At 68.5% G+C, this 18,773-nt stretch carries 15 protein-coding genes and 1 pseudogene; 6 read left to right on the top strand and 10 right to left on the bottom strand.

Annotated features, from left to right (window positions below):
- Window positions 1-150: 150 nt before the first annotated feature.
- The 6 genes from PIQ37_RS20250 to PIQ37_RS20225 are packed head-to-tail and all read right to left on the bottom strand — an operon-like array spanning window position 151 to window position 4,901.
- Window positions 151-1,032 (bottom strand): cytochrome c oxidase subunit 3, encoded by an 882-nt coding sequence (locus PIQ37_RS20250; protein WP_010341611.1) that lies wholly within the window; start codon window positions 1,030-1,032, stop codon window positions 151-153.
- Between the two features lie 19 nt (window positions 1,033-1,051).
- Window positions 1,052-1,642 (bottom strand): cytochrome c oxidase assembly protein, encoded by a 591-nt coding sequence (locus tag PIQ37_RS20245; protein WP_342074844.1) that lies wholly within the window; start codon window positions 1,640-1,642, stop codon window positions 1,052-1,054.
- A complete protein-coding gene (locus PIQ37_RS20240; RefSeq protein WP_010341609.1) occupies window positions 1,639-1,770 on the bottom strand; it encodes a hypothetical protein in 132 nt (43 codons plus the stop codon). The genes PIQ37_RS20245 and PIQ37_RS20240 overlap by 4 nt, the downstream gene beginning before the upstream one ends.
- A complete protein-coding gene (gene ctaD / locus PIQ37_RS20235) occupies window positions 1,770-3,380 on the bottom strand; it encodes a cytochrome c oxidase subunit I (protein WP_342074843.1) in 1,611 nt (536 codons plus the stop codon). The genes PIQ37_RS20240 and ctaD overlap by 1 nt, the downstream gene beginning before the upstream one ends.
- A 31-nt stretch (window positions 3,381-3,411) precedes the next feature.
- Window positions 3,412-4,404 carry a cytochrome c oxidase subunit II gene (gene coxB / locus PIQ37_RS20230; RefSeq protein ID WP_342074842.1) on the bottom strand — a complete coding sequence of 331 codons (993 nt, stop codon included), beginning with the start codon at window positions 4,402-4,404 and terminating at the stop codon, window positions 3,412-3,414.
- 20 nt (window positions 4,405-4,424) lie between these two features.
- Window positions 4,425-4,901 (bottom strand): DUF2244 domain-containing protein, encoded by a 477-nt coding sequence (locus tag PIQ37_RS20225; RefSeq protein ID WP_019796200.1) that lies wholly within the window; start codon window positions 4,899-4,901, stop codon window positions 4,425-4,427.
- Window positions 4,902-5,164: 263 nt separating this feature from the next.
- On the opposite strand from PIQ37_RS20225, the gene putA reads away from it, so the two are divergent.
- Complete coding sequence (gene putA / locus PIQ37_RS20220; RefSeq protein WP_342074845.1) at window positions 5,165-8,356, top strand: bifunctional proline dehydrogenase/L-glutamate gamma-semialdehyde dehydrogenase PutA; 3,192 nt, start codon at window positions 5,165-5,167, stop codon at window positions 8,354-8,356.
- A gap of 140 nt (window positions 8,357-8,496) precedes the next feature.
- On the opposite strand, the gene PIQ37_RS20215 is transcribed toward putA, so the two are convergent.
- A complete protein-coding gene (locus PIQ37_RS20215) occupies window positions 8,497-9,837 on the bottom strand; it encodes an outer membrane protein transport protein (RefSeq protein ID WP_342074841.1) in 1,341 nt (446 codons plus the stop codon).
- Window positions 9,838-10,083: 246 nt separating this feature from the next.
- Between PIQ37_RS20215 and PIQ37_RS20210 the strand changes: the two genes are divergently transcribed.
- From PIQ37_RS20210 to PIQ37_RS20200, 3 genes are read left to right on the top strand one after another with little or no spacing between them, the layout of a single operon-like run.
- Window positions 10,084-10,776 carry a rhomboid family intramembrane serine protease gene (locus PIQ37_RS20210; RefSeq protein ID WP_017908049.1) on the top strand — a complete coding sequence of 231 codons (693 nt, stop codon included), beginning with the start codon at window positions 10,084-10,086 and terminating at the stop codon, window positions 10,774-10,776.
- 35 nt (window positions 10,777-10,811) lie between these two features.
- Complete coding sequence (locus PIQ37_RS20205) at window positions 10,812-11,132, top strand: DUF1820 family protein (protein WP_263392184.1); 321 nt, start codon at window positions 10,812-10,814, stop codon at window positions 11,130-11,132.
- Window positions 11,133-11,136: 4 nt separating this feature from the next.
- Entirely contained in the window at window positions 11,137-12,123 is a 987-nt protein-coding gene (locus PIQ37_RS20200; protein WP_342074840.1) for a D-2-hydroxyacid dehydrogenase family protein, read from the top strand.
- 63 nt (window positions 12,124-12,186) lie between these two features.
- On the opposite strand, the gene PIQ37_RS20195 is transcribed toward PIQ37_RS20200, so the two are convergent.
- Together PIQ37_RS20195 and PIQ37_RS20190 are read right to left on the bottom strand one after the other, a co-directional pair.
- Entirely contained in the window at window positions 12,187-13,716 is a 1,530-nt protein-coding gene (locus tag PIQ37_RS20195) for a S41 family peptidase (protein WP_342074839.1), read from the bottom strand.
- Window positions 13,717-13,820: 104 nt separating this feature from the next.
- Window positions 13,821-15,131 carry a murein hydrolase activator EnvC family protein gene (locus tag PIQ37_RS20190; RefSeq protein WP_407137098.1) on the bottom strand — a complete coding sequence of 437 codons (1,311 nt, stop codon included), beginning with the start codon at window positions 15,129-15,131 and terminating at the stop codon, window positions 13,821-13,823.
- Between the two features lie 103 nt (window positions 15,132-15,234).
- Between PIQ37_RS20190 and PIQ37_RS20185 the strand changes: the two genes are divergently transcribed.
- Together PIQ37_RS20185 and PIQ37_RS20180 are read left to right on the top strand one after the other, a co-directional pair.
- Window positions 15,235-15,897, top strand: a complete 663-nt coding sequence (locus PIQ37_RS20185) for a hypothetical protein (protein ID WP_342074837.1) — start codon at window positions 15,235-15,237, stop codon at window positions 15,895-15,897.
- An 81-nt stretch (window positions 15,898-15,978) separates the two neighbouring features.
- The gene (locus PIQ37_RS20180; protein ID WP_342074836.1) at window positions 15,979-17,721 is read left to right on the top strand and encodes a M28 family metallopeptidase; all 1,743 of its coding nucleotides are present in this window, start codon (window positions 15,979-15,981) and stop codon (window positions 17,719-17,721) included.
- 666 nt (window positions 17,722-18,387) lie between these two features.
- Here PIQ37_RS20180 and PIQ37_RS20175 read toward each other — a convergent pair.
- A pseudogene (locus PIQ37_RS20175) lies at window positions 18,388-18,519 on the bottom strand (NAD(P)-dependent alcohol dehydrogenase); the annotation flags it as partial.
- Between the last annotated feature and the right edge of the window lie 254 nt (window positions 18,520-18,773).

The following is an 18,773-nucleotide window of genomic DNA, read 5'->3' as shown; positions in this document are numbered from 1 at the left end:
ACGGCGTTCTCAAATCGGGCACTGCGTTCGACCCGAAAAGAGGCCTTGCCTGCTAGGGGGTAAGACGGTATCTACGATACGCCGCAGCCAGGGACGCCGGCACGCGCGGAACCCAACGAATCCCCACTCCCGACTCCCCAATCCCCGCCGTCAAAGCACATAGACGAACAGGAACAGCGCCAGCCACACCACGTCGACGAAGTGCCAGTACCACGCCGCCGCTTCGAAGGCGAAGTGGTTGTCGCGGCTGAAGTGTCCACGGCTGATCCGCAGCAGCATCACCAGCAGCATGATCGTGCCCAGCAGCACGTGCGCGCCGTGGAAGCCGGTGAGCATGAAGAAGGTCGAGCCGTAGATGCCCGAGCCCAGGGTCAGGTTGAGCTCCTTGTAGGCATGCATGTACTCCTCGGCCTGGAAGTACAGGAAGGTGCAGCCCAGCGCGACGGTCAGCGCCTGGAACACCATCAGCCGGGTGCGCTGGCCGGCCTTGAGCGCGTGGTGGGCGATGGTCAGGGTCACGCCGGAGCTGAGCAGGATCAGCGTATTGATCAGCGGCAGGCCCCAGGCCGGGATGGTCTGGAACTGGCCGCCGATGCCGCCGGGGCCGTTGGTCGGCCAGGCGGCGGAGTAGCCGTCCCACAGCAGCGCGTTGGTCATCACCCCGTCGCCCTCGCCGCCCAGCCACGGCAGGATGAAGGTTCGGGTGTAGAACAGCGCACCGAAGAAGGCGCCGAAGAACATCACCTCGGAAAAGATGAACCACACCATGCCCATGCGGAACGACACGTCGACCTGGCGGTTGTAGTGCCCGGCGATCGATTCGCGGATCACGTCGCCGAACCACATGAACAGCGTCGCCACCAGCATGGCGATGCCGGTGAAGAAGGTCCACTTGCCCCAGGACGCGTCGTTGAGCCAACTGGCCACGCCGATCATGGTCACGAACATCGCGATCGAGCCGATGAACGGCCAGCGGCTCTGGCTGGGCACGTAGTAGGCGTTGGCGGTGGCGTCGGTGCTGGGCTGGGCCATGGCAGGCATTCCGGTCGGGTCAGGGAGCCGCGCGCGCGGAACCGGCCAGTTTCGGCGATCCCAGTTCCGCGCTCAGCGCATCGTTCTTGTAGAAGGTGTAGGACAGGGTGATGGTGCCGATGTCGCTGGGCAGGTTCGGGTCGACGATGAAGCGCACCGGCATGTCGCGTTTCTCGCCGGCCTGCAGGGTCTGCGCGGTGAAACAGAAGCACTCGGTCTTGGTGAAGTAGCCGGACGCGCGTGCCGGCGCCACCGACGGCACCGCACTGCCGACGATGGCGTGCGCGCCATCGTTGTGCGCGTAGTACAGCGCCTCGTTGAGCTCGCCCGGCACCACCTGCATGGTCAGCTGCTCCGGATGGAACGACCAGGGCAGCTTGGAGTTCACCCCGCCATCGAACTGCACGGTGACCGTGCGCTTGCCCGCCAGCGGCTTGCCGGCCTGCGGGCCTTCGCCGGGGCCGCGCTCCAGGCGCACGCCGAACACCTTCTCGCAGGCGATGCGGTACAGCGGCACCAGCGAGAAGGTCAGCACGAACACCGCCAGCGCCACGCCGACCAGCTTGAACAGCCCGGCACTGCTGTGCACCTGCGGCGCCGGCGCGTTCATCGGCCCAGCACCCCCGAAAGGATGAAGCCGACGTAGATCGCCAGCGCCACCGCGCCGACCACCAGCGCGGTGCGCGCCGCACGCTTGCGGCGCAGGACCAGGTCGTCGAGCGGCGGTTGCGCGGTCATCAGTGGCTGATGTCGTCGTGGGCCAGGTCGCCGGGCTTGATGACCGGCGGCAGGGTGAAGGTGTGCGCCGGCGCCGGCGACGGCACCGTCCACTCCAGGCCACGCGCGCCTTCCCACGAACGCGCTTCGGCGCGCGCGCCATTGCGCAGCGACGCCAGCAGGATGCCGGCCATCAGGAACGGAGTGACGAACATGCCGAACGCGCCGATCGAGCTGACCAGGTTCCAGTCGGCGAACACGACGTTGTAGTCGGGGATGCGCCGCGGCATGCCGGCCAGGCCGAGGAAGTGCTGCGGGAAGAACAGCAGGTTGACGAACAGCATCGTCCACCAGAAGTGGAACTTGGCCCAGGCTTCGTTGTACATGCGCCCGGTCCACTTCGGCCACCAGTAGTACACCGCCGCGATCAGCGCGAACACCGCGCCGGTGACCAGCACGTAGTGGAAGTGCGCGACCACAAAGTAGGTGTCGTGGTACTGGAAGTCGGCCGGCACGATCGCCAGCATCAGCCCGGAGAAACCGCCGATGGTGAACAGGATGACGAAGGCGATGGACCACAGCATCGGCGACTCGAAGGTCATCGAGCCCTGCCACATGGTGCTGACCCAGTTGAACACCTTCACCCCGGTCGGGATGGAGATCAGCATGGTGGCGAACATGAAGTAGATCTCGCCACCCAACGGCATGCCCACGGTGAACATGTGGTGCGCCCAGACGATGAAGCTCAGGAACGCGATCGCCGCGATCGCGTAGACCATCGCCTGGTAGCCGAACAGCGGCTTGCGGCTGAAGGTCGGGATGATTTCGCTGATCACGCCGAACGCCGGCAGGATCATGATGTAGACCTCGGGATGCCCGAAGAACCAGAAGATGTGCTGGTACATCACCGGGTCGCCGCCGCCGGCGGCGTTGAAGAACGAGGTGCCGAAGAACTTGTCGGTGAGCAGCATGGTCACCGCGCCGGCCAGCACCGGCATCACCGCGATCAGCAGGAACGCGGTGATCAGCCAGGCCCAGCAGAAGATCGGCATCTTCAGCAGGTCGATGCCGGGCGCGCGCATGTTGAGCACGGTGGCGATGATGTTGATCGCGCCCATGATCGAGCTGATGCCGGCGACGTGGATGGCGAACACCGAGAAGGCGACGTTGTAGCCGCCCTGCAGCATCAGCGGCGGATACATGGTCCAGCCGCCGGCCGGCGCGCCGCCGGGCAGGAACAGGGTCAGCAGCAGCAGGGTGAAGGCCACCGGCAGCAGCCAGAACGACCAGTTGTTCATGCGCGGCAGCGCCATGTCCGGCGCGCCGATCTGCAGCGGGATCATCCAGTTGGCCAGGCCGACGAAGGCCGGCATCACCCCGCCGAAGATCATCACCAGCGCGTGCACGGTGGTCATCTGGTTGAAGAACTCGGGCTTGACGAACTGCAGGCCCGGCTGCGCCAGTTCGGCGCGGATCACCACGCTCATCGCCGCACCGATGACGAACATGGTGAAACTGAAGAGCAGGTACAGCGTGCCGATGTCCTTGTGGTTGGTCGAGAAGAACCAACGCTCGACGAAGCTCTGCTGATGCCCGTGCTCGTCGTGATGATCGACTGCCGAATGGGCCATGGCGGCTACCTCAGAAAAGGAATGCTGGAGATCAGGCGGCTTGCACGGTCAGGTGCGAGTCGGAACGAGGACGCGACAGCCGCGCCTGCGGCGGCGCTGCCGGCGCCTGGGCGTCGGCGGGCGCGGCAGCGGGTTCGGCGGAGGCCGGCGCAGCAGCCGGGGCCGCCGCCGGCGTGGCCGGCGCGGGCGCAGCGGCAGGCGCCGGCTTGCGCGATGCCAGCCACTTCTGGAAGTCCTGCTTGCTCACCGCCTCGACCACGATCGGCATGAAGCCGTGGTCCTTGCCGCACAGTTCGGCGCACTGGCCGCGGTACACCCCGGGCGTGTCGATGCTGGTCCAGGCCTCGTTGATGATCCCGGGGATGGCGTCCTGCTTCCAGCCCAGCGCCGGCACCCACCAGGCGTGGATGACGTCGTCGGCGGTGATGACGAAGCGCACCTTGGTGTTCACCGGCAGCACCAGCCGGTTGTCCACGTCGAGCAGGTAGTGCGGGTCTTGCTCGAGCGTCGGCACCGCATGGCTCTGCCGCAGGCGGTCGGAACTGCGCGCCAGGCGGCTGGTGAACGACACGTTCTCGCCCAGGTATTCGTAGCGCCACATCCACTGGTAGCCGGTGACCTTCACCGTCATCTCGGCATCGCGGGTGTCGTACATCGCGATCAGCTTGGCGGTGGCCGGCCACGCCATCACGATCAGGATCAGCACCGGGATCACCGTCCACACGATCTCGGCCTTGGTGTTGTGGCTGAACTGCGCCGGCACCGCGCCCTTGGACTTGCGGAACTTGAAGATCGCGTAGGCCATCGCGCCGAACACCAGCACGCCGATGACCACGCACACCCACAACGCGACCATGTGCGCGTCGTAGGCGTTGCGCGCGCTCTGGGTGACGCCCCTGCCCATGTTGAGCTGCCACGGCTTGGGATCGGCCGATTGCGCCCACGCCAGCGGTGCGGCCATCGCCGCCGCCAACGCCATCCCGCCCCTGACCGCCTGTTGCACCCACCCGCCGCGTTGCTTCATTGCCTAGACCCCTTGGAGCGTCATCGGTTGCGGCCGGTCACGGCCGCGAGCAAGCCTTCCAGGGTCTGCGCCAGTTGCCGGCGTTCGTCGGGGCCGAGGAATTCGCCGACCCGGACCTGCTTGCCGCTGGATGCCAGCACCACCCTGTCGTCGCCTTCGATCCGCAACCGCACCCAATGCGGGTGGGCGCGGAACGCCGGCGTTCCTGCATTCGGACGGGTCACTTCCACGCAGGCCGGACCCACCCGGATATCCTCTTCGCGCTCGCCGCCGCGCCACGACCAATGCAGCGCGAGCGCAACCACGATGCTGTGCAACAGGGCGAACGCAGGCGCGAACACATTGCCGGCGAGCCACCCCAGCCCAGCCACGGCCCACATCGCCCCGGCCAGTGCGACGAACAACAGAACGAATTGCCGGGCATTCAACGCCCGCGGCGGTCGCAGCCGCAGCTGCGTACCCGACCCCTCCGGAGAAAACGGAAACATTTCGATCATGTCGAACCGCCGCTTCCGAACCGCTCGTACCCGAGCCGCGAGCACGCCTGGATGGTAGCCCCCGGCCTGCGCGGCGGCAAGCGCGCGTTCACCATAAAAAATGCTGTAACGCAACAAGATGTGCGTTCAGCCTGGACGCGTCCGCCATCGCCGTGGCGATGCCGGCAACCCCCTGCGCGTGCAGGCGCTGACATAAAATAGCGGGCTCTGTCCCTGGCCTTTCCCGCATGAACGCTCTGCCTGGCGCCGGCTCTGTCCCGGCGATGCCGTCCGCGTCTCCTTCGCCCTTGCTGTCCCCCGAACTCCCGCCCGCGCCGCAGGCCCTGCGCGCGGCGATCACCGCCGCCTGGCTCAAGGACGAAGCCGAACACGTACGCGAACTGCTCGAGCAGGCGCGCCTGCCCGCGGCCGACCAGGCCAGGGTGCAGGCGCTGGCTGCCGACCTGGTCACCCGGGTGCGCGCCCGCGCCCAGGACCAGGGCGCGATCGAGGCCTTCATGCGCCAGTACGACCTCGGCAGCGAGGAAGGCGTGCTGCTGATGTGCGTGGCCGAAGCACTGCTGCGCATCCCCGACCAGGACACCGCCGACAAGCTGATCCGCGACAAGCTCGGCGATGCGGACTGGAAGAAGCACATGGGCGAGAGCGACTCGATCCTGGTCAATGCGTCGACCTGGGGCCTGATGCTCACCGGCAAGCTGGTGCAGATCAACGACCTCACCCGGGCCGACGTGTCCGGCGCGTTCAAGCGCCTGATCGGCCGAGTCGGCGAGCCGGTGATCCGCCTGGCGGTGCGCCAGGCGATGAAGATCATGGGCCATCAGTTCGTGATGGGCCGGACCATCGGCGAGGCGCTGACCCGCTCGAAGAAGGGCGACAACGCCCACTACCGCTACTCGTTCGACATGCTCGGCGAAGGCGCGCTGACCATGAAGGACGCGCAGCGCTACCTCGATGCCTATCGCCAGGCGATCCACGCCATCGGCAAGCATTTCGCCGCGCAGCGCCCGCAGGGCGGCAAGGACGCGGTGTTCGCCGCGCCCAGCATCTCGATCAAGCTCTCGGCGCTGTATCCGCGCTACGAGCACGCCAAGCGCGCGCGGGTGATGGCCGAACTGGTGCCGGGCGTGCTGGAACTGGCGCAACTGGCCAAGTCCTACGGCATCGGCTACACGGTCGATGCCGAAGAAGCCGACCGCCTGGAACTGTCGCTGGACATCATCGAGGCCACCTTCTCCGATCCCTCGCTGGACGGCTGGGAAGGCTATGGCCTGGCGGTGCAGGCGTACCAGAAGCGCACCCCGTACACGATCGACTTCCTCGCCGACCTGGCGCGCCGCGTCGGCCGCCGCATCCCGGTGCGCCTGGTCAAGGGCGCCTACTGGGATGCGGAGATCAAGCGCGCGCAGGTCGAGGGCCACCCGGGCTATCCGGTGTTCACCCGCAAGCAGAACACCGACGTGTCCTACCTGGCCTGCGCCAAGCGCCTGTTCGCGCACAGCGATGCGCTGTATCCGATGTTCGCCACCCACAACGCGCAGACCATCGCCGCGGTGCGCGCCATCGCCGGCGGCCGCGACTACGAACACCAGAAGCTGCACGGCATGGGCGACGACCTCTACGCCGAGGTGATCCCCGCCGACCGCCTCGGCGTGCCCTGCCGCGTGTACGCGCCGGTGGGCTCGCACGAGGACCTGCTGCCCTACCTGGTGCGGCGCCTGCTGGAGAACGGCGCCAACTCCAGCTTCGTCAACCGCATCACCGACGAAGACGTGGCCATCGAAGACCTGATCCGCGATCCGGTCGAAGCCGTGTCCGCGTTCGCCTCCATCCCGCATCCGAAGATTCCGCTGCCGGTCGATCTGCTGCGCAGCCAGAACCACAACAGGAAGAACTCCATGGGCGCCAACCTCGCCAACGACAACGATCTGCGCGCGCTGGCCGACCAGCTCAACACCGCGCTCAAGCCCTGGCAGGCCGCGCCGCTGGTGCCCGGCGCGGTGATCGCCGGCGACGCCCTGCCGGTCGCCAACCCGGCAGACCATCGCCAGATCGTCGGCCACTGGAAGCCGGCCGATGCCGCTACCGTGGAGAAGGCGCTGAGCAATGCCGCAGCCGCCTACCCGGCCTGGAACCGCACCCCGGCCGCCAGCCGCGCCACCATCCTCGAGCACGCCGCCGACCTGCTGGAAGCGCGCATGCCCGAGTTCATGGCGCTGTGCGTCAAGGAAGCCGGCAAGACCCTGCCGGACGGCGTCGCCGAAGTGCGCGAGGCGGTGGATTTCCTGCGCTACTACGCCGGCCAGGCGCGCGCGCAGTTCGGTGCGCCCGAGCGCCTGCCCGGGCCGACCGGCGAATCCAACGAACTGCAGCTGCACGGCCGCGGCGTGTTCGTGTGCATCAGCCCGTGGAACTTCCCGCTGGCCATCTTCCTCGGCCAGGTCGCCGCGGCGCTGGCCGCCGGAAACAGCGTCATCGCCAAGCCGGCCGAGCAGACCAACCTGGTCGGCCATGCCGCGGTGAAGCTGCTGCACGAAGCCGGCGTGCCGGAGGCGGTGGTGCAGTTCCTGCCCGGCGACGGCGCCACCGTCGGCGCCGCGCTGACCCGCGATCCGCGCGTGGCCGGCGTCGCCTTCACCGGCTCCACCGACACCGCCCGCGCGATCAACCGCGCGCTGGCCGCGCGCGATGCCGCCATCGGCGTGCTGATCGCCGAGACCGGCGGCCAGAACGCCTTCATCGCCGACTCCTCGTCGCTGCCGGAAGCGGTGGTCAAGGACGCGATCTCCAGCGCCTTCATCTCCGCCGGCCAGCGCTGCTCGGCCGCACGCGTGCTGTTCGTGCAGGACGACATCGCCGACAAGGTGATGACCATGCTGGCCGGCGCCATGGCCGAGCTGAAGGTCGGCGACCCCGGCCTGCTGTCCACCGACGTCGGCCCGGTGATCGATGCCGACGCGCTGCAGATCCTCACCGACCACGCCGCACGCATGGACCGCGAAGCGCGCGCGATCGCCGTGGCCGCCACCGACGCCGCCACCGCGCACGGCAGCTTCTTCGCCCCGCGCGCCTACGAGCTGCAGTCGCTGGCGCAATTGCAGCGCGAGATCTTCGGCCCGGTGCTGCACGTGATCCGCTGGAAGGCCGACCAGCTCGACGCGGTGATCGACCAGATCAACGCCACCGGCTACGGCCTGACCCTGGGCGTGCATTCGCGCATCGACGAGACCATCGAGCGCATCGCCTCGCGCGTGGCGGTGGGCAACGTCTACGTCAACCGCAACCAGATCGGCGCGGTGGTCGGCGTGCAGCCGTTCGGCGGCCAGGGCCTGTCCGGCACCGGCCCCAAGGCCGGCGGCCCGCACTACCTGCTGCGCTTCGCCACCGAGAAGGTGGTGACGGTCAACACCACCGCCGCCGGCGGCAACGCCTCGCTGCTGACCCTGGGCGACTGACCGGCCCGCTTCGGCGCAGCGTTCCGCCGGGAACCTGCGCCGAACACAGCCTGCCGCAGCGCGCGCCATGCGTCGCGGACAGGCATAAAAAAAGCCCCGCCGAAGCGGGGCTTTTTCGTGGAACTGCGAAGCGCCTGCGATCAGAACTTGTAGTTGACCGAGGCCGCCAGCACGTTGCCGCTCACGTCGTAGTCGCCGACCAGGCGGTTGCCGGTGGCGCTGGTGGTGGCGATGCTCGGGTCGTTGGTGAACAGGTGGGTGTAGCCGAAGCTGTACTCGGTCTGCTCGGACGGCTTCCAGGTCAGACCCAGCGAGACCCACTTGCGGCTCGCGTCCGGCACGCGCACGTCGCGGTGCTGGTCGGTGGTCGGGGTCTGGTCGTAGGCCAGGCCGCCACGCAGGGTCAGCGTGTCGCTCATGCGGTAGTCGGCGCCCAGCGACACGAAGGTGGTGTCGCGGTACGAGAAGTCCAGCACGCTGTCGGGCTGGTTGGAGGCGAAGTCGACGGTGACCTTGTCGAACTTGCTCCAGGCGGTGCGGGTGACGTCGGCCATCACCGTCCACTGCTCGTTGATGTCGTGGGTGAAGCTGGCGGTGGCGCTGGCCGGCAGCTTGACCGTGGCGCGGCCCTTGGTGTCGACGAAGGTGCCCGGCGCGGCGAAGGCCAGCACGGTGGCGGCATTGCCCGGCACGGTGAAGTCGGCGTCGCCGTCGGTGATCTTGTGCTCGACCTGCGAGCGGTAGCTGAAGCCGATGTGGGTGTGCTCGTCGACGCTGAACAGGCCGCCCAGGGTGAAGCCGACCGCGGTGTTGTCGCCCTTGATGCGCGAGAAACCGTCGGCGCTGCCCGGCGCGAAGCCCGGCACGCGGCGCGAGGCCAGGACGGTGCCGAAGTCGATGGCGTTGCTCAGTTCGATGTCCAGGCGCTCGGCGAACACGGACGCGCCGAAGGACACGTACGGGTTGACGTCGTACGAGAAGGCGAAGTTCAGGTCGATCGCCTGCAGCTCGGTCTTCACGCCGTTGTAGCGGCCGACCCAGTCGCGGTCGTATTCGGTCTTGAAGCCGAACGGCACGGTCAGCGAGGTGCCGAAGTGCATGTTGTTGTTTTCGCCGAACGGCATGTGGAAGTACGCGGCCGGGACCGGCGCGATCATGCCGGCGTCGCCGCCACGGCCGCCGGAGATCGGCTGGCCGTTGGCGTAGGTGCCGCCGTTGCCCTGGTATTTGGCCGAGAACTGGATGGCGCTGACGTCGGCCTGGAACACCTTGCCGTCGAGCTGGCGCATGCCGGCCGGGTTCACGGCGATGATCGAGGCATCGCCGGGGGCGCTACCGGAGCCGGCGAACGCGCGGCCCAGACCCTTGGCGCTGTTCTCCTTGAGCTGGAACGCGGCGCCGTGCGCCTGGCCCATGGCCAGCGCGCCGACGATGCCGACGGCCAGAGCGGTGAAACGGACGAACTGGGTTGCGTTTTGCATGGCTAGTTTTTCTCCGGAAGACGAATTGTCTGTGTTCGCGCCTGCGCAGCCCGGGGCCCCAAAAGCCCAGGAATGCGCGCCGGAGTCCCCTCCCGACATACGACGCCGTATGCGAGTATACCCCGCACCGTTAACTAAACAATAACGACATGATGCGTTCAGCTTCGTGTGGAGTCGGCGTGCGTTCAGCCGGATGAAGCCGTTATCGTGGCGTCCCTGGCGTCTCCGGCTCCCCCGTTCCCTCGCATGTTCGTTTCCATCCCCTCCCGCGAACGCACCACACTGCGCTGGGCCACACCGTTGTTGTTCGCGGCGATGTGGCTGGCCTTCCTGTGGTCGATTAGCCGCCCCGACGAGGCGCGCGCGACCCTGTGGCTGGACTGGGGCGCACTCTCGGCCGGGGTCGGCAGCCCGCGCGACTGGCTGGCGACGGTGCAGGACGGCAGCGTGCTGCGCCTGTTCACCGCCCTGTTCCTGCACGCCGATTGGTCGCACCTGCTCGGCAACCTGGTGTTCCTGCTGATCTTCGGCCTGCCCGCCGAGCGCGTGCTGGGGCCGTGGCGGTTCCTGCTGCTGTTCCTGGGCGGCGGAGCCATCTCCAACCTGGCAGCGGTGTTCGCGGTCGGCACCCCGGACCGGGTGATCATCGGCGCCAGCGGCGCGGTCTCGGCGCTGATCGGCACCTACCTGGCGCTGTTCCCGCGAGCCAAGCTCGGCGTGGTGCTGCCGCTGGGGCTGTTCCTGGAATTCGTGCGCGCCCCGGCCTCGCTGCTGATCGGCACCTGGGCGGCGCTGCAGGTGGTGTTCGCCTACATCGGCCCGGCCTTCGGCATGGTGGCGTGGTCGGCGCACCTGGCCGGCTTCGCCTTCGGCATGGTCTACGGGCTGTACGTGCGCGCGGCGATCGCGCGGCGGCTGCGCAAGCGCAAGGGCTTCTGAGCCGCCTGCGGCAACGGCGCCCGTATACTGCGCGCATGTTCAAGCACCTGTACAAAGTGACCTTCCTCAACCACGGCAAGGTCTACGAGCTGTACTGCCAGCACGTCGGCAGCAGCCATCTGTGGGGCTTCACCGAGATCGGCACGCTGGTGTTCGACGTGCACGACGGGCTGGTGATCGATCCCACCGAGGAACGCCTGCGCGAGGAGTTCGGCGCCACCAAGACGCTGCACCTGCCGATGCAGAGCATCGTGCGCATCGAGGAAGTGGAGAAGAAGGGCCAATCGACGATCCGCGACGCGGCCACCGGCGAGAAGGTGGTCACGCCGTTCCCGATGCCCGGCAAGCCACGCTGAGCCGATGCGCATCCTGATCGCCGACGACTATCAGGATGCGGTGCGCCACCTGCCCTGCTTCGCGCGGCTGCAGGCGCACAGCGTGCAGGTGCTGACCGCGCTGGCGCCGGACCGCGAGACCTTCGTTCGGCACGCCGCCGAGGCCGCGGCGCTGGTGCTGATCCGCGAGCGCACCCGCATCGACGCCGCCTTGCTGGCGCAACTGCCGAAGCTGCGCCTGATCAGCCAGACCGGACGGATCGGCGAACACATCGACCTGGCCGCCTGCACCGCGCGCGGCGTGGCCGTGGCCGAAGGCGTCGGCTCGCCGGTGGCGCCGGCGGAACTGACCTGGGCGCTGCTGATGGCCGCCAGCCGGCGCCTGCCCGCCTACCGCGATGCGCTGCTCGCCGGGCACTGGCAGGCCACCGGCGATGCGCAGCTGGGCCGCAGCCTGGACGGGCTGACCCTGGGCATCTGGAGCTACGGCAAGATCGGCCGCCGCGTCGCCGCCTACGGGCGTGCCTTCGGCATGCGCGTGCAGGTGTGGGGCGGCGAGGACAGTTGTGCGCAGGCGCGCGCCGACGGCGTTGCGGTCGCCGCCAGCCGCGAGGCGTTGTTCGCCGAGAGCGACGTGCTGACGCTGCATCGCCGCCTGGTCGCAGCCACCCGCCACCAGATCGGACTGGACGACCTGCTGCGGATGAAACCCGATGCGCTGCTGGTCAACACCAGCCGTGCCGAACTCATCGCGCCCGGCGCGCTGCTGGCCGCGCTGGACGCCGGACGCCCGGGACAGGCAGCGCTGGACGTGTTCGAACAGGAGCCGGTGCTGGATCCGCAGCATCCGCTGCTGCGGCATCCGCGGGTGCTGGCGACGCCGCACCTGGGCTACGTCGAACAGGACAGCTACGACCTGTATTTCGGCGCCGCCTTCGACAACGTGCTGGCCTTCGCCGCCGGCACGCCGCAGCGCCTGGCCAATCCCGAAGTCCTTACCGTCGCCGACTGAGCGGCTGGCCGCCACCGCGCAGCGGCCACGCCGCGCGCGATGGCGAGGTGGGCCACCGCCGGCTCAGGTGCCCGAGGCCGGCGCAGGCGCGTTCTTGTCGGAGCCGGTCTTGTCGGAGCCGGTCTTGTCGGACTCGGGCTTGGCAGGTTCGGACTTGGTGGGCTCGGGCTTGGCCGGTTCCGCCGCCGGCTGCTTCGCCGGGGCGGCCTTCGGCGCCGCGCCCGCCGGCTTGTGCGCCGGCTTGGCCCTGCCCTTGCCGGCCGGTGCCGCCGCGGCCGCCCGCGCCACCGCGCCGGGCTGCTTCAGTTCGGCCAGCGCCTGCGCGATCGGACCATCGCCCGGCAGCACGTCGCCGGCGGTGTAGCCCTCGGCGCCCTCGTCGTCGCCATGCAGGTGGCCCGGCAGGGTCGCTTCGCTGTAGTCGGCGATCGCCGCCGGCTTGTCGGCATCGTCCGCGCTGGTCTCCGGATGCAGCACCACGTCGGGCACGATGCCGCTGGCCTGGATCGACTTGCCGCTGGGGGTGTAGTACCGCGCCGTGGTCAGCTTGACCGAGTCGCCGTTGTCCAGCGGCAGCACGGTCTGCACCGAGCCCTTGCCGAAGGTGCGGCTGCCGACGATACGCGCGCGCTTGTTGTCGCGCAGCGCACCGGCCAGCACTTCCGAGGCGCTGGCCGAACCGGCATCCACCAGCACCACCATCGGCGCGCCGTTGAGCAGGTCGCCAGGGGTGGCGTCGAACTTGGAATCGCTGACCGAGATGCGTCCGCGGGTGCTGACGATGGTGCCCTTGTCGAGCACGTCGTCGGCCACCTGCACCGCCGCGGTCAGCAGGCCGCCGGGATTGCTGCGCAGGTCCAGCACCAGGCCGCGCAGCTTGCCGCCGGCCTGCGCCTGCAACTGCTGCAACTGCTTGTGGAAATCGGCGCCGGTGTCGGCCTGGAAGGTGCTGATGCGGATGTAGCCGTAGCCCGGCTCGAGCATGCGGCTGCGCACGCTGGCCACGCGGATGGTCTGCCGGGTCAGGGTCACGTCGAACGGCTTGGCGACCTTGTCGCGGGCGATGGTCAGCACGACCTTGCTGCCCGACTCGCCGCGCAGCGGCTCCATCGCCTTGACCGCGCTGATCGGCTTGCCGTCGATGGCGATGATGATGTCGCCCGAGCGCAGGCCGGCGCGCGCGGCGGGCGTGTCGTCGATCGGCGAGACCACCTTGAGCGTGTTGTCCGGCAGCTGCAGCAATTCCACGCCGATGCCGTCGTAGGCGCCGCTGGTCTGCTCGTCGAAGGCTTCGGCGTCTTCCTTGCTGAAATACGTGCTGTGCGGATCCAGGTCCAGCAGCAGGCCACGGATGGCGGACTGCATCAGCTTCTTGTCGTCGACCGGATCGACGTAGGCTTCCTTCACCGCGTTGTAGACCGCCACGTAGCGGCGGATCTCGTCCAGCGGCACCTTGGCACTGGCCGATTCGGTGGAATCCGGATCGTCGGCGCTGGCCGCCGGGGCCGTGGGCGTCTGCGCCTCGGCGCGTTGCGCCATCGACGGCAGCGGCGCCAGAGCGAGCAACAGGGCTGCGGACAGGACTACGCGCATGAAGCACTCCGATTGGGGAAGACCCGCACCGTGCACGGCGCGGTTGTCCGGATTATGCGCGAAGCCGAGCTAAATTCGCGTTGAACGCGCCGCAGCGGCGTGGCTCAGCGGCGCTGCAGCCACGACGATGGATCCACCGGCTGGCCGTTGCGGCGCAGTTCGAAGTACAGCGCCGGGCGCCCCTGGCCGCCGGAATTGCCGACCTTGGCCACCGCATCGCCGCGCTTGACCTTGGCGCCGGCGTCGCGCAGCAGGGTGTCGTTGTGTGCGTACAGGCTCATGTAGCCGTTGCCGTGATCCACGATCAGGATCATGCCGTAGCCGGTCATCCAGTCGGAGAACACCACCGTGCCGTCGGCGACCGCGGTGACGGTGCTGCCGGCGGGCGCGGCGATCAGCACGCCGCTGCTGGTGCGCCCGTCGGGCAGCCGCCCGCCGTAGCGCGCGATCAGGTCGCCCGACAACGGCCAGCCCAGGCCACCGACCTTCAGCGGTGGCGCCGAGGCGACCACCTTGGGCGGTATCTTGCCGCCGCCACGCCCGGCCTTCGCCGCGGCCTTGGCCTGCGCCGCCTGCTCGGCCGCCTCGCGTCTGGCCGCGGCGCGGCGCTCGGCCTCGGCGCGGGCGGCGGCGGCACGCAGGTTGGCGAGCAGCGTTTCCAGCGCCTTGGCGTCCTGGCCCAGTGCCTTCTCGCGTTCGCTGCGGTCCTGGTAGCGCTGGTCCAGTTCCGAGACCACGCTGGCGCGCTGCTTGCGGTCGCGCTGCAGCGCCTGGGCCTGTTCCTGCTGGCGGCGCTGGGCCTCGCTCAGTTGTTGCTTCTGTTCGACGACCTCGCGCTGCACCTGTTCCAGTGCCTGCAACTCGTGGGTCAAGGTCGCGATGCGCTGCGCGCGCTCGCGCTGCAGGTAACGGTGATAGGCCAGCAGGCGGTTGGCATCGGCCACGCGATCCTGCGCCAGCAACAGCTTCAGCGGCGCATTGCCGCCGATGGCATAGGCCGCGCGCAGCAGCTGCGCCAGTTCGGCGCGCTGGCGCGTCAAGCCACTGCGCAGGCCATCGCGCTTGCGTTCGAGCTCGGCCAGGGTCTGCTGGTGCCGCTGCAGCGCCTGTTGCGTCTGCGCCAGGCTGCGGCCGGTGACGGCGACCTTTTCGTCGGCCTCGCGCAACTGGCGTGCGGCGTCGCCGCGCTTGCCTTCCAGTTGCCGGCGCTCCTCGGCCACGCTCTTCAGCTCGCTGCGCACCTTTTCCAGGCGCTTCTCGGCCTCGCGCGGGTTCTGCGCCGCGGCTACGCCGGCGGTCAGCAGCCACGTCAGCGCCAGCAGGCTGCGCACAAGGCCGCGCCAGTGCCCGGGCGCACGCCGCCCGGCCGCGCGGGGCGCGGCGGAATGCGATGGGACAGGAGCGGCTGCGGGCAAGCGAGGGTCCAGTGACTTCAGGCAGGTGTGGATTGTAGCGAAGCGTGTTGTGATCGCCCCACGATTGATTGCGGCCGCATCGCCGGCGCCCGGGAGGTGAAGGATGAAACGCATGCATCTGGCGGTTATGCTGGCGCTGGCCCTGACGGCCGGCCCGGCGTTCGCGGGCGAGGGCATCAGCAAGGTCAACGGCAGCATCACCGCCGACGCCGGCAAGCAGTACGGCGATCTGGAAACGGTCAACGGCAGCATCACCGTCCAGTCCGGCGCCCAGGTGGGCAGCGTGGAAACGGTCAACGGCAGCGTCAAGGTCGCCGACGGCGCGCAGACCAAGGGGCTGTCCACGGTCAACGGCGGCATCACCATCGCCGAGCGCGCGCAGGTCGCCGGTTCCATCGAAACCGTCAACGGCGGCATCTTCGTCGACCGCGGCGGCCGCGTCGACGGCGGCATCGAAAGCGTCAACGGCAGCATCGGCGTGGTCGCCACGCAGCTGGACAAGGGCATCGAAACGGTCAACGGCGACATCACCGTCGGCCACGATTCGCATGTCGGCGGCGGCATCTCGATCAACAAGCCCAGCTTCAGCATGTCGTTCAAGCCGGCGCGCAAGCCGCGGGTCATCATCGGCCCGCGTGCGGTGATCGACGGTCCGCTGCGCTTCGAACGCGAAGTCACCCTGTACGTGCACCGCAGCGCCAAGACCGGGCCGATCACCGGCGCCACCGCGCTGCCCTTCGACGGCGACACCGCGCCGAACAACTGAGCCGTGCCACGGCGACGCGCCCGCCCGGGCGCGTGCGACTTGCCTATAGAATCCAGGGTTCCCTCGCCATCAGGAGCCCCCATGTCCCGCAAGCTCGTGCTGTGCCTGGCCGCAGCCGCGGCGTTGACCGCGTGCAAACGCGAAGCGCCCGCCCCGGTGGCAAACGCCGCGCCGCCGGCCGCTGCGCCGGCCCCCGCTGCGGCGCCCGCGCATGCGTTTTCCAACGGGATCGCGCCGGCCGACTTCGCCGAACTGGTCAAGACGCTGTCCTCCGACGCCTTCGAGGGTCGCGGTCCGGGTACGCCTGGCGAAGACAAGACGGTCGCCTACATCCGCGACCAGATGCAGCGCATCGGCCTGCAACCGGGCAACGGTGACAGCTGGTTCCAGGACGTGGCGATGACCGAGACCACCGCGGCGCCCGGCACCACGCTCACCATCGCCCACGACGGCGCGGCGCGGCAACTCGCCTTCGGCACCGACATGGTGGTGGGCACGCGCACCGGCCAGCCCGAGGTCAAGCTCGATGGCAGCGACATGGTCTTCGTCGGCTACGGCGTGGACGCGCCGGAGCAGAAGTGGAACGACTATGCCGGCCAGGACTGGAAGGGCAAGACCGTGGTGATGTTCGTCAACGACCCCGGCTTCCACACCGGCGATGGCAGCCTGTTCGAAGGCAAGCGCATGACCTACTACGGGCGCTGGACCTACAAGTTCGAGGAAGCCGCGCGCAAGGGCGCCGCCGCCGCATTGATCGTGCACGACACACCCGGCGCCAGCTACGGCTGGGACGTGGTCAAGAACTCCTGGTCAGGCGCGCAGTACGACCTGCCGGCGAAGGACGATCCGGAGCCGCGCATTCCGGTGCAGGGCTGGCTCACCGCCGAGGCGGCCAAGCAACTGTTCGCCGACGCCGGCCTGGACCTGGCGCAGGCCTACAAGGACGCCAGCAAGCGCGGCTTCAAGCCCATCCCGCTGAAGGCCAAGCTCTCGGTGGACCTGAAGAGCACCATCGCCGAGAAGACCTCGCGCAACGTGGTCGGCGTGCTGCCCGGCAGCAGCCGCGCCGACGAGGCGGTGCTGTACATGGCGCACTGGGATCACCTGGGCAAGCACGAGGGCGAACCCGGCGACAACATCTACAACGGCGCGGTCGACAACGCCACCGGCGTGGCCGGTATCCTGGAAATCGCCGAGGCGTTCGCGCACCAGCAGCCCAAGCCCGAGCGCTCGGTGGTATTCCTGGCGGTGACGCTCGAGGAATCGGGACTGCTCGGTTCCAAGTACTACGTGGCGCATCCGACCTTTCCGCTGAACAAGATCGCCGGCGTCATCAACCTGGACGCGATGCCGGTGGCCGGGCGCGCCAAGGACCTGGTGGTCAACGGGTTCGGCAGCTCCCAGCTGGAAGACCTGCTCAAGCCGATCGCCGCCGCGCAAGGCCGCGTGCTGCACGCCGAAGACGCGCCGCAGAGCGGGTTCTACTTCCGTTCGGATCACTTCAACTTCGCCAAGGCCGGCGTGCCCGCGCTGTACATCGACGGCGGCGAAGACCTGGTCGACGGCGGCATCGAAGCAGGACGGCGTGCGGCAGCCGAGTACGCCAAGCGCTACCACACGCCAGCCGACGAGTACGACCCGGCGACCTGGAAGCTCGACGGTGTGATGGACGACCTGCAGGCGGTGTACGGCGTTGGCAAGGAACTGGCTGCCGGCGACAGCTGGCCGAACTGGTACGCGGACAATCCGTTCAAGGCCGCACGCGACAAGATGATGGGCAGGCCGACGTCGTTGCCGGCAGCGGAGCCTGCCAGCAGCAAGTAAGCGGCTCCACATCCTCCGGCTCCATGACAACGGCGCTTCGGCGCCGTTGTCGTCTGTAGCCTCCGTCAGGCGTGCGGCGTGCGGCGTGCGGCGTGCGGGACACGACGGCATTGCATCTCGATCGTCGCTGTCCTGCTGCAATCAGACGGCGCGCTACGATGTGAGCCGTTACAGAGTGGCTTCATGGCGCCTTGAACAGCGACAGGACATATCTGTAGGAGCGGCGGATAGCGCACCGGTCGCTTGAATGTCCGCGGCCCCATCGATGTGCAACGCGCAATCGTGCGCTTTCCCTCTGTCCGTCTATCTGTCTATCTGTAGCGTAGCGAATCGGATTGGCGTTTTTTACGATCTTCTTCGCCCGCGGCAACCCGCATTCGCGGCCGTCTCGGAGCCTCACCCCTAAGGCGCGTGGCGAGCCCTGCGTCCATGCACTGCTCTACGTATTGGCTGCCTCGATCATCCGGTGCCTAGGCGACTGTGTCCCTCAGATGCCGCGATCTGTCGCCTGGAGGCGATGGATTCATTGCCCTCGCGGCACGTCACGATCCAAGCGGTACGCTTCCAATAACAAAAAGCCCGGGCATGCTTCTGCCCGGGCTTCCATGGTCACGCCACGACGCGTGATGTGTCCCGCGGTAGCCGACTGCTACCGCGAACAGCCGCTCAGGCCGCTTGCTTGGCCTGCCCCAGGCTGGCCATGTCGATGACGAAGCGGTACTTCACGTCGCCCTTGAGCATGCGCTCGTAGGCCTCGTTGATCTGCGCCATCTCGATCGTCTCGATGTCGGACACGATGCCGTCGGTGCCTAGGTGACTGCGTCCCTCAGATGCCGCGATCTGTCGCCTGGAGACGATGGATTCATTGCCCTCGCGGCACGTCACGATCCAAGCGGTACGCCTCCAATAACAAAAAGCCCGGGCATGCTTCTGCCCGGGCTTCCATGGTCACGCAACGACGCGTGATGTGTCCCACGGTAGCCGACTGCTACCGCGAACAGCCGCTCAGGCCGCTTGCTTGGCCTGCCCCAGGCTGGCCATGTCGATGACGA

It is taken from the genome of Xanthomonas protegens, from assembly GCF_038442435.1.
GTDB lineage: Bacteria > Pseudomonadota > Gammaproteobacteria > Xanthomonadales > Xanthomonadaceae > Xanthomonas_A > Xanthomonas_A sontii.
The sequence above is the reverse complement of the archived record's forward strand: the minus strand, read 5'-3'. Positions and strand labels throughout refer to the sequence as shown.

What these genes read in the sequence shown, in the direction of transcription:
- coxB (WP_342074842.1), bottom strand. Translation starts at nt 4,404, where the DNA reads ATGAAGCAACGCGGCGGGTGGGTGCAACAGGCGGTCAGGGGCGGGATG.
- PIQ37_RS20215 (WP_342074841.1), bottom strand. Translation starts at nt 9,837, where the DNA reads ATGCAAAACGCAACCCAGTTCGTCCGTTTCACCGCTCTGGCCGTCGGC.
- PIQ37_RS20195 (WP_342074839.1), bottom strand. Translation starts at nt 13,716, where the DNA reads ATGCGCGTAGTCCTGTCCGCAGCCCTGTTGCTCGCTCTGGCGCCGCTG.
- PIQ37_RS20180 (WP_342074836.1), top strand. Translation starts at nt 15,979, where the DNA reads ATGTCCCGCAAGCTCGTGCTGTGCCTGGCCGCAGCCGCGGCGTTGACC.
- PIQ37_RS20200 (WP_342074840.1), top strand. Translation starts at nt 11,137, where the DNA reads ATGCGCATCCTGATCGCCGACGACTATCAGGATGCGGTGCGCCACCTG.
- PIQ37_RS20185 (WP_342074837.1), top strand. Translation starts at nt 15,235, where the DNA reads ATGAAACGCATGCATCTGGCGGTTATGCTGGCGCTGGCCCTGACGGCC.
- PIQ37_RS20205 (WP_263392184.1), top strand. Translation starts at nt 10,812, where the DNA reads ATGTTCAAGCACCTGTACAAAGTGACCTTCCTCAACCACGGCAAGGTC.
- PIQ37_RS20210 (WP_017908049.1), top strand. Translation starts at nt 10,084, where the DNA reads ATGTTCGTTTCCATCCCCTCCCGCGAACGCACCACACTGCGCTGGGCC.
- ctaD (WP_342074843.1), bottom strand. Translation starts at nt 3,380, where the DNA reads ATGGCCCATTCGGCAGTCGATCATCACGACGAGCACGGGCATCAGCAG.
- PIQ37_RS20250 (WP_010341611.1), bottom strand. Translation starts at nt 1,032, where the DNA reads ATGGCCCAGCCCAGCACCGACGCCACCGCCAACGCCTACTACGTGCCC.
- PIQ37_RS20225 (WP_019796200.1), bottom strand. Translation starts at nt 4,901, where the DNA reads ATGATCGAAATGTTTCCGTTTTCTCCGGAGGGGTCGGGTACGCAGCTG.
- putA (WP_342074845.1), top strand. Translation starts at nt 5,165, where the DNA reads ATGCCGTCCGCGTCTCCTTCGCCCTTGCTGTCCCCCGAACTCCCGCCC.
- PIQ37_RS20245 (WP_342074844.1), bottom strand. Translation starts at nt 1,642, where the DNA reads ATGAACGCGCCGGCGCCGCAGGTGCACAGCAGTGCCGGGCTGTTCAAG.
- PIQ37_RS20240 (WP_010341609.1), bottom strand. Translation starts at nt 1,770, where the DNA reads ATGACCGCGCAACCGCCGCTCGACGACCTGGTCCTGCGCCGCAAGCGT.